7 protein-coding genes are annotated in these 7,828 nt (G+C 40.5%); all 7 read left to right on the forward strand.

The features are described 5' to 3' along the window. A partial coding sequence (locus tag KBF71_08395) for a hypothetical protein (protein ID MBP9878330.1) occupies positions 1 to 232 on the forward strand: 232 nt, incomplete at its 5' end. Then, positions 229 to 1,020, forward strand: a complete 792-nt coding sequence (locus tag KBF71_08400; GenBank protein ID MBP9878331.1) for a hypothetical protein — start codon at positions 229 to 231, stop codon at positions 1,018 to 1,020. The genes KBF71_08395 and KBF71_08400, both read left to right, overlap by 4 nt. Before the next feature lie 76 nt (positions 1,021 to 1,096). Next, positions 1,097 to 2,080, forward strand: coding sequence for a hypothetical protein (locus tag KBF71_08405; protein MBP9878332.1), 984 nt, complete (start codon positions 1,097 to 1,099; stop codon positions 2,078 to 2,080). Positions 2,081 to 2,156: 76 nt separating this feature from the next. Continuing rightward, positions 2,157 to 3,773, forward strand: a complete 1,617-nt coding sequence (locus tag KBF71_08410; GenBank protein MBP9878333.1) for a methylcrotonoyl-CoA carboxylase — start codon at positions 2,157 to 2,159, stop codon at positions 3,771 to 3,773. Positions 3,774 to 3,794: 21 nt separating this feature from the next. After that, positions 3,795 to 4,586, forward strand: coding sequence for an enoyl-CoA hydratase/isomerase family protein (locus KBF71_08415; protein ID MBP9878334.1), 792 nt, complete (start codon positions 3,795 to 3,797; stop codon positions 4,584 to 4,586). A gap of 29 nt (positions 4,587 to 4,615) precedes the next feature. Continuing rightward, the gene (locus tag KBF71_08420) at positions 4,616 to 6,583 is read left to right on the forward strand and encodes an ATP-grasp domain-containing protein (protein MBP9878335.1); all 1,968 of its coding nucleotides are present in this window, start codon (positions 4,616 to 4,618) and stop codon (positions 6,581 to 6,583) included. Between the two features lie 15 nt (positions 6,584 to 6,598). Continuing rightward, on the forward strand, positions 6,599 to 7,489 hold the full coding sequence (locus KBF71_08425; GenBank protein MBP9878336.1) for a hydroxymethylglutaryl-CoA lyase: 891 nt from the start codon (positions 6,599 to 6,601) through the stop codon (positions 7,487 to 7,489). Positions 7,490 to 7,828 lie beyond the last annotated feature (339 nt).

Genomic DNA, 7,828 nt, shown 5'->3' on the forward strand with positions numbered 1-7,828 from the left:
TAATCCTTATGCAAATATAAACTTTCCATTATATTTTCAAGATAATAGCAGCCAGTTCAAGCCAAATATTAGTAGATTCCATCAAAATATTTTATTTGTAAGGCAAAGTATTAAAGAAGACAAAATGATGTATGTAATCTTCCTGTACTTTTATTTGTTAAAGGATTTGCTGATTCATTTATTATGGGTTCAAGGCGATCCGGTTATTTTCAGCCCTCACACTTTGAAATGAGTCATTTATTTAATTTTTCTGTTAGCGCTCTAAGTCAAAGTGAGTATTTGAATCTTTTAAGGATATATAAAAAATATCAGGGAGCTCCTAAGAGAATTTTCCTAGGTATAGATTTTTTTAGCACAACAAAAGGTTATAAACTTAATGATGATTTGGATTTTGTGAGTGATTTCAATATTTTTTTACATAATTTTTCGTTAAATATGAATCTTCATAACTTGCTTGGTTATGGACGTGATATGTATAAAGGGACTGTAGTAGAAGAATATTATGATCGACATTCTTTAATAAAGAAACAAATTCCACATATAACCTATTTTGCAACTGACTTAGAATTTATATACCAATTTGCCGGTGTACATAAATTTGAAAATTATGAGTATGATAACCAAATGTTATTACGATTATATCAATTTAAAAAAGAAGCTGAGAATGCGCAGGTGATTGTATTTATTCCACCTCCTCATATGGATTACTTTCAGTTTATTGCTCAAAATGCCGGTTTTGCATCATACAGGCGGTTTATAAGGGAGCTAGTTGATGTATTTGGTTCTGTGATAGACTTCTCAGGTCCAAATAGTGTGACAACAGATCGTGCCAATTATTTTGATCCGTGTCATTTTAATTATAAGATATCGAAATGTATCGCCGTAAAAATCACAGAACGCCAAGATAAATCTTGTCCATCTGATTTTGGCGTCAAGGTGACAAAAGAGAATTTAGAGGCCTATCTTGATAAGTTAGAAGCAGATACTGCAGCTTATTTGGAAGCAAATGGGAGTCATTGAAGTGAGTTCTAAAGCTTTTTTCCTATCATTTTGTTTTCTCTTTTATGGGCTGATTTTGTTTGTTTTCGGATGTAATTTGTATGTTGATCCCTTTTATGTGACAGCAAGTTCAAATCACTTTAATCAAAAATATCCACAAGATTATGAACGTATTCTCAAGCGCAATTATCTATTGAATCATGAAGGTGAATTCGAATCTGTTATTTTGGGTTCGTCTCGATCAAGCTTTTTTCAAGAGGGTGATTTTCCCTCTGATCTTAAAATATTCAATTTTTCGGTTTCTCAATTCCTAAAACATGAATATACTCCAGCATTAAAGTGGTTTCAGGAGACTCAAGGCAACCCCAAAACTATCATTGTTGGGGCAGATTTCTTTGTGACGGCTGATGGATTAATGAGTAGTGACGATCTTGTTAAATACGGGACAAGGCAAGATGTTAATCGTCATAACATATATATAAATATGAATATAAAAAATTTCATTTATCACACTTTTAAAATGTTGCTTGGGGGTTCTTTTAATGAGCAATATTACCAGAGTGAGCCATTTATTCGTAAGTTTAAGAGCATATACCCTGATTCCGATCTTATTGAAGGACTGGAAACGCTATTAATGTTTGGATATAAACACTATAAGTATAAAGAAGATACCTTGTCCACACTAAAAAATATGAAAAGTATGGCTGATCAGTCTGAGTTTATTATGTATATTCCTGTGATTCATATGGATATATTTAAGTACATATATAAAAATGACGCTTTTGACGGGTATCGACGTTTTATACGTGAGATTGTGTATGTATTTGGTTATGTTTATGATTTTTCAGGGCCAAATAGCGTCACAACGGATAAACAGTATTTTTTTGATCCTAGCCATTTTAATTACAAGATATCAAAATGCATTGCCGTAAAAATTACTGAACGGCAAGATAGCTCGTGCCCATCTGATTTTGGCGTCAAGGTGACAAAAGAGAATTTAGAGGCCTATCTTGATAAGTTAGAAGCAGACACAGCCGCTTATCTCGAAGCTGAAAAGAATCAATCGGCTTCCGCAAATTAACCTTAAACAGGACCTTGTGTTTTCTATATCAATGCGTGTAAAATAACAGTCGTAAAAAGAAAAATAGGCAAATATCATGGCTGTTGTACAATCAATTCGCAAAACAGAGTCTAACGACTTTCAGACGAATACACATAAACTCAAGCAAGAAACACAAAGACTGAGAAGTCTGATTGACTCTATCATTCAAGGTGGAGGCCAAAAAGCGCTTGATAAGCATCATGCGCGCGGCAAGCTTTTTGTGCGTGAGAGGATTGATCATCTGATTGACCCGAACACACCCTTTCTCGAATTATCACAATTGGCTGCCTATGATACATACGGAATGGACGTGCCAGCTGCTGGTATTGTGACTGGGATTGGACGCGTTCATGGCGTTCATTGTATGATCATTGCCAATGATGCAACGGTTAAAGGCGGGACTTATTTTCCGCTGACTGTGAAAAAACATTTGCGCGCGCAAGAAATTGCACAGCAAAATCACTTGCCGTGCCTCTATTTGGTCGATAGTGGTGGCGCTTATTTGCCAATGCAAGATGATGTTTTTCCTGATAAAGAGCATTTTGGACGCATTTTTTACAATCAAGCCCAGATGTCTGCGATAGGAATTCCCCAAATCTCTGCCGTGATGGGCAGCTGTACCGCTGGTGGGGCATATGTTCCAGCCATGTCTGATCAATCTGTGATCGTGAAGAATCAAGGGACAATCTTTCTGGGTGGACCACCCTTGGTAGCAGCAGCAACAGGAGAGGTCGTGACAGCTGAAGAGCTTGGTGGTGCTGATGTTCATACCCGCATTTCAGGCGTTTGTGACTATTTGGCTCATGATGATTATGATGCCATTCGTCAATTGCGCCAAATCGTGAAAGATCTCAATTGGCCAAAAGAAAAATCAGGCTTTGCCTCATCACGCATAGAGTCACGCGCGCCTCTTTATGAGTCATCTGATCTCTATGGGTTGATTCCAGCTGATGAGAAAAAACCATTTGATGTCCGGGAAATCATTGCGCGCATTGTTGATGGAAGCGAGCTTGATGAATTTAAGGCTCATTACGGAACAACACTTGTGTGTGGTTTTGCCCATATTCATGGCTATCCTGTTGGTATTGTTGCCAATAATGGTATTCTCTTTTCTGAATCAGCCTTGAAAGGCGCTCATTTTGTGCAGCTTTGTGCTAAGCGGAAGATTCCATTGCTCTTTTTGCAAAATATCATGGGCTTTATGGTCGGAAAAAAGTATGAAAACGAAGGCATTGCAAAGAATGGCGCTAAGATGGTAACCGCTGTATCCTGTGCTAATGTTCCAAAGTTAACCATGGTCATTGGTGGTAGCTTTGGTGCTGGAAACTATGGCATGTGCGGAAGAGCATTCAACCCCCGCTTTTTATGGATGTGGCCAAATGCCCGTATCTCAGTGATGGGCGGGGCGCAGGCAGCATCAGTTTTAGCGCGCGTGAAGCGTGATGGGCTTGAAACAGAAGGAAAAAAATGGGCAGAGGCTGATGAAGCGAAGTTCCAAGAAGAGATTCGTGCTCAGTATGAAAAACAAGGTCATCCATTTTATGCATCAGCGCGCCTTTGGGATGATGGTGTGATTGATCCGGCGGATAGCAGAACGGTTCTCGGATTGGCTCTCGGGGTTGTGAATCAAAGGCCAATTGAAGAGACAACTTTTGGTGTCTTCCGGATGTAGTGCAAAATAAGGGGTTAAGCGATGAATCAAGATAAGAATGTGCTTTACGAGGTTGATGGGCGTCATATTGCCTATTTGACACTCAATAAGCCAGATATTCACAATGCATTTGATGATGGCATGATTGCTGCTCTTATAGAGGCATTGAAACAGGCCGAGTCAAATAAGTCATTGCGCGCTCTGGTTTTGACAGGAGCAGGTGACTCATTCTCAGCAGGCGCTGATTTGCGCTGGATGAAAAAAATGGCTGATTATTCAAAGGCTGAAAATGAAAGAGATGCAAGCCAATTGGCTGATCTTTTATGGCGGCTTTATAGTCTCCATTGTCCTGTGATTGTTTGTGTGAATGGTCCTGCCTATGGTGGCGGTGTTGGTTTGGCAGCCTGTGCAGATATTGTTATTGCGCACGAAGGGGCTTCGTTTTGTTTGTCAGAAGTGAAATTGGGACTTGTGCCAGCTTTAATTTCACCCTATGTGATCGCAGCCATTGGTAAACGTCAAGCGCAGCGATATTTTTTAACAGCAGAGCGATTTTCCGCCGCTGAAGCAGAGGCGATGGGTCTTGTGCATGTTGTAACGCCTCGGACTTATTTACAAGATGAAGTTGAAAAATTTGTAGAATTGCTTTTGAAATCAGGTCCATCCGCGGTGCGTCATTGCAAAAAGATGATTCAACATGTTGCGGACGAACCTGTGAGAGAAATGAATTCTCGTCCTTTGATTGAATTGATTGCAGAATTGCGCGTTTCAGCCGAAGGACAAGAGGGTATGAAAGCTTTTTTTGAAAAAAAAGCCCCATCATGGCAAATGTAGTGTATAATGAATTTAAGGATAGGACAGTTATGTTTCAAAAAATACTGATAGCCAACCGTGGTGAAATTGCCGTTCGGATTATCAAAACAGCGCAAAAGCTTGGAGTTAAGGTTGTTTCTATCTATCATCCAGTTGATGAGGCTTCCTTATTTGTTGAGATGGCAGATGAGGCTTATCAGCTGCCAGAGTCTGATCCTCAGAAAGCCTATCTAGATGGGGCAGCAATCATCGAGATTGCAAAAAAGAGTGGGGCAGAAGCCATTCATCCAGGTTATGGATTCTTGTCTGAAAATGCTGAATTTGCAACATTGTGCGAGGCTGCAAAGATTGTTTTTATTGGGCCAACGGCGACCAATATTGTTGAGATGGGCGAAAAAGGACGTGCGCGTCAGTTGATGCAGGAGGCTGGTCTTCCTGTTTTAAATGGATATGATGGTGATGATCAGTCAGAAGCTATCTTCATCAAAAAAGCCAAAGAGATTGGCTATCCTGTTCTTTTAAAAGCCACTGCGGGCGGTGGTGGTAAGGGAATGCGTGTTGTTTCTGATCAATCGGAAATGGCCGAAGCTTTGCGCCTTGTGAAACGCGAGGCAATGAAGTTGTTCAAGAATGATCAGATGATCATGGAAAAATATCTGAAAGCCCCAAGGCACATTGAGATTCAGGTTTTCTGTGATCATCATGGCAAGGGTGTCTATTTGTTTGAACGTGAATGTTCGATTCAAAGACGTCATCAGAAAATTATTGAAGAGGCGCCCGCCTTGATTTCTGCTGACTTGCGTCAAAAGATGGGCGAACAGTCAGTTAAAGCAGCTTTATCTATTGGATATAGAGGGGCAGGGACCTTCGAATATCTGCTTGATGAAGATGGGCAATTCTATTTCATGGAGATGAATACGCGTCTCCAAGTTGAGCATCCTGTGACTGAAGCGATTACAGGTGTTGATTTGGTCGAATGGCAATTGCGCGTGGCAGCGGGAGACTCTTTGCCGTTAGAGCAAAAGGATCTGAAAATTCAAGGTCATGCCATTGAATTGAGGCTTTGTGCTGAAGATGTCCGTCAGCAGTTTCTGCCTTCAATTGGGGTGATTGATCATTTGGTTTGGCCGGGGGCATTGCAATCTCTACGTATTGAGACAGGCGTAAGACAAGGGTATGCGATTTCTCCTTACTTTGACCCGATGATTGCAAAGATTGTTTTTTGGCATGATACCAGAGAGCAAGCGGTTTCTGGTTTAGCAAAATGTCTTGTAGATGTTAGGCTTCTGGGGCTTAAGACAAATCTGGAGTTCTTAGCGGCGATTTTGCAAGAGCCTGACTATAAAAAAGGAATCTACTCAACGGGTTATATTCCTTCTCATTATGAGGAGTTGATTGAGGAGATGGATGAGCAGAAAGAGCTGAGTCTGTGCGCTCTGGCGCTTTATCTATCGCATCAAACTGAGACGCAATCAGAGGATCTCTGGTCTGAAATGGGTGCCTTTCGTCTGAATCATGTTGCAAAGCAAACCTATTCTCTTCTGTCTCATGGCGACGTATATAAGGTAAATGTTCGCAAAAATGGTGATTTGTGTGATGTGACAATCAGAGATGAAGTGTTTTCTTCTTTGAAACTGCAACAAAATGAAGGGGGTCGGTACTCAATTATTGGCCTTCATGAATCATGTGCTTTCTCCTTTATAAAAGCAGAGAGTGGATTTCATATCTATATGAATGGCCGTCATCATGAGATGACACTTATAGATCCGCTTGAAAGCAGAGGTGCAATGGATGATGTCGTTGATCATTTGATGGCGCCTATGCCTGGTAAGGTCATAGAGCTCTTTGTGTCTGATGGCGCTTCTGTTAAAAAAGGAGCTTCTTTAATTGTGATAGAGGCAATGAAAATGGAGCATACGCTTATCGCGCCTCAAGATGGTGTTGTGAAGGAATGCTTTTATAGAGTTGGAGATCAAGTGACAGAGGGAGCAGCTTTGTTTGATTTCGAAGCAGCTTGATGAAAGGGCTTTTAAATGAGTGATCATGTGAGAATTGTTGAGGTTGGCCCTAGAGATGGTCTGCAAAATGCGCAAATGCATGTCTCAGTTGACGATCGAATTGATTTTATCAATGACTTGAGCCAAACAGGTCTTTTTGTTATTGAGGCAGGCGCTCTGGTTTCTCCAAAATGGGTGCCTCAAATGGCTGGAAGCGATGAGGTTTATCAGAAAATTCAAAAGGTGCAGGGTATTTCTTATCCCATGTTGGTGCCGAATGAAAAGGGATTAGAGCGCGCAATTGAAATTGGTGTAAAGGAGATAGCGCTGTTTGTTGCTGCTTCTGAGACCTTTAGTCAAAAAAACATCAACAAATCAATTGAAGAGAGCATGATGTTGGCGAGAGAGTTAGCAGCCAGTGCGCTTTCAAATGGCATGAGAGTGAGAGCCTATATTTCCTGCGTGATGGGCTGTCCTTATGAAGGGGCAATTGCTGTGGATCGTGTTTCTCAGCTGACAAAAGATCTGCTTGCCATGGGATGTTATGAGGTGTCACTTGGCGATACGATTGGTGTAGGTGTTCCAACACAAGTGCGTGGGCTTATTGCAGCATTGAAGAAAGAGGGCGTGCCTGTCCAAAAATTAGCACTTCATTGCCATGACACCTATGGTACAGCTTTGGCAAATATATATGCCGGCTATGAAGAAGGTGTGCGCGTTTTTGATTCATCTGCAGGTGGGCTAGGCGGTTGTCCCTATGCAAAAGGAGCAAGTGGGAATGTTGCAAGCGAAGATTTAATCCATATGTTTCACAAAATGGGTGTGAAAACGGGCGTCGATTTTGATAAATTTTGCGATGTAAGTCAAAAATTCCTCAATAAGGTGAAAATTTCATCATCTTCAAAGATAGGAAAATTAAGGGCTTAGGTCTCTGATTTAAAGAAAAGTAAAAAAAAGTGATTTTTTTGAAAAAAAGGGCTTGCAAAAGGATTTTAGGGCGTGTATAAATTATCTTCACCGGGGCATTGATCCCGGAACGAAATAAAGAGCTCCTCTTAATAAAGTTAATAATGAGCTGATTACCTAAAAAATTTGAAAGAGTAAAAAATTGAGAGTTTCTCAAGATGGCTTTTTCGTCTGATCTGAAAAACAGTAAGCTAGATAAGGGAGTTGGATGGTAGCAGAATTATTGATTTACAAAAAACAGTAGTTCGTATCAAACACTCTTAGAAGAGTAGAAGAAACAACTTATGAGTTTGTTATTTC

Source organism: Alphaproteobacteria bacterium, assembly GCA_018063245.1.
Lineage (GTDB): Bacteria > Pseudomonadota > Alphaproteobacteria > JAGPBS01 > JAGPBS01 > JAGPBS01.

What these genes read in the sequence shown, in the direction of transcription:
- KBF71_08400 (MBP9878331.1), top strand. Translation starts at nt 229, where the DNA reads ATGAGTCATTTATTTAATTTTTCTGTTAGCGCTCTAAGTCAAAGTGAG.
- KBF71_08410 (MBP9878333.1), top strand. Translation starts at nt 2,157, where the DNA reads ATGGCTGTTGTACAATCAATTCGCAAAACAGAGTCTAACGACTTTCAG.
- KBF71_08415 (MBP9878334.1), top strand. Translation starts at nt 3,795, where the DNA reads ATGAATCAAGATAAGAATGTGCTTTACGAGGTTGATGGGCGTCATATT.
- KBF71_08420 (MBP9878335.1), top strand. Translation starts at nt 4,616, where the DNA reads ATGTTTCAAAAAATACTGATAGCCAACCGTGGTGAAATTGCCGTTCGG.
- KBF71_08425 (MBP9878336.1), top strand. Translation starts at nt 6,599, where the DNA reads ATGAGTGATCATGTGAGAATTGTTGAGGTTGGCCCTAGAGATGGTCTG.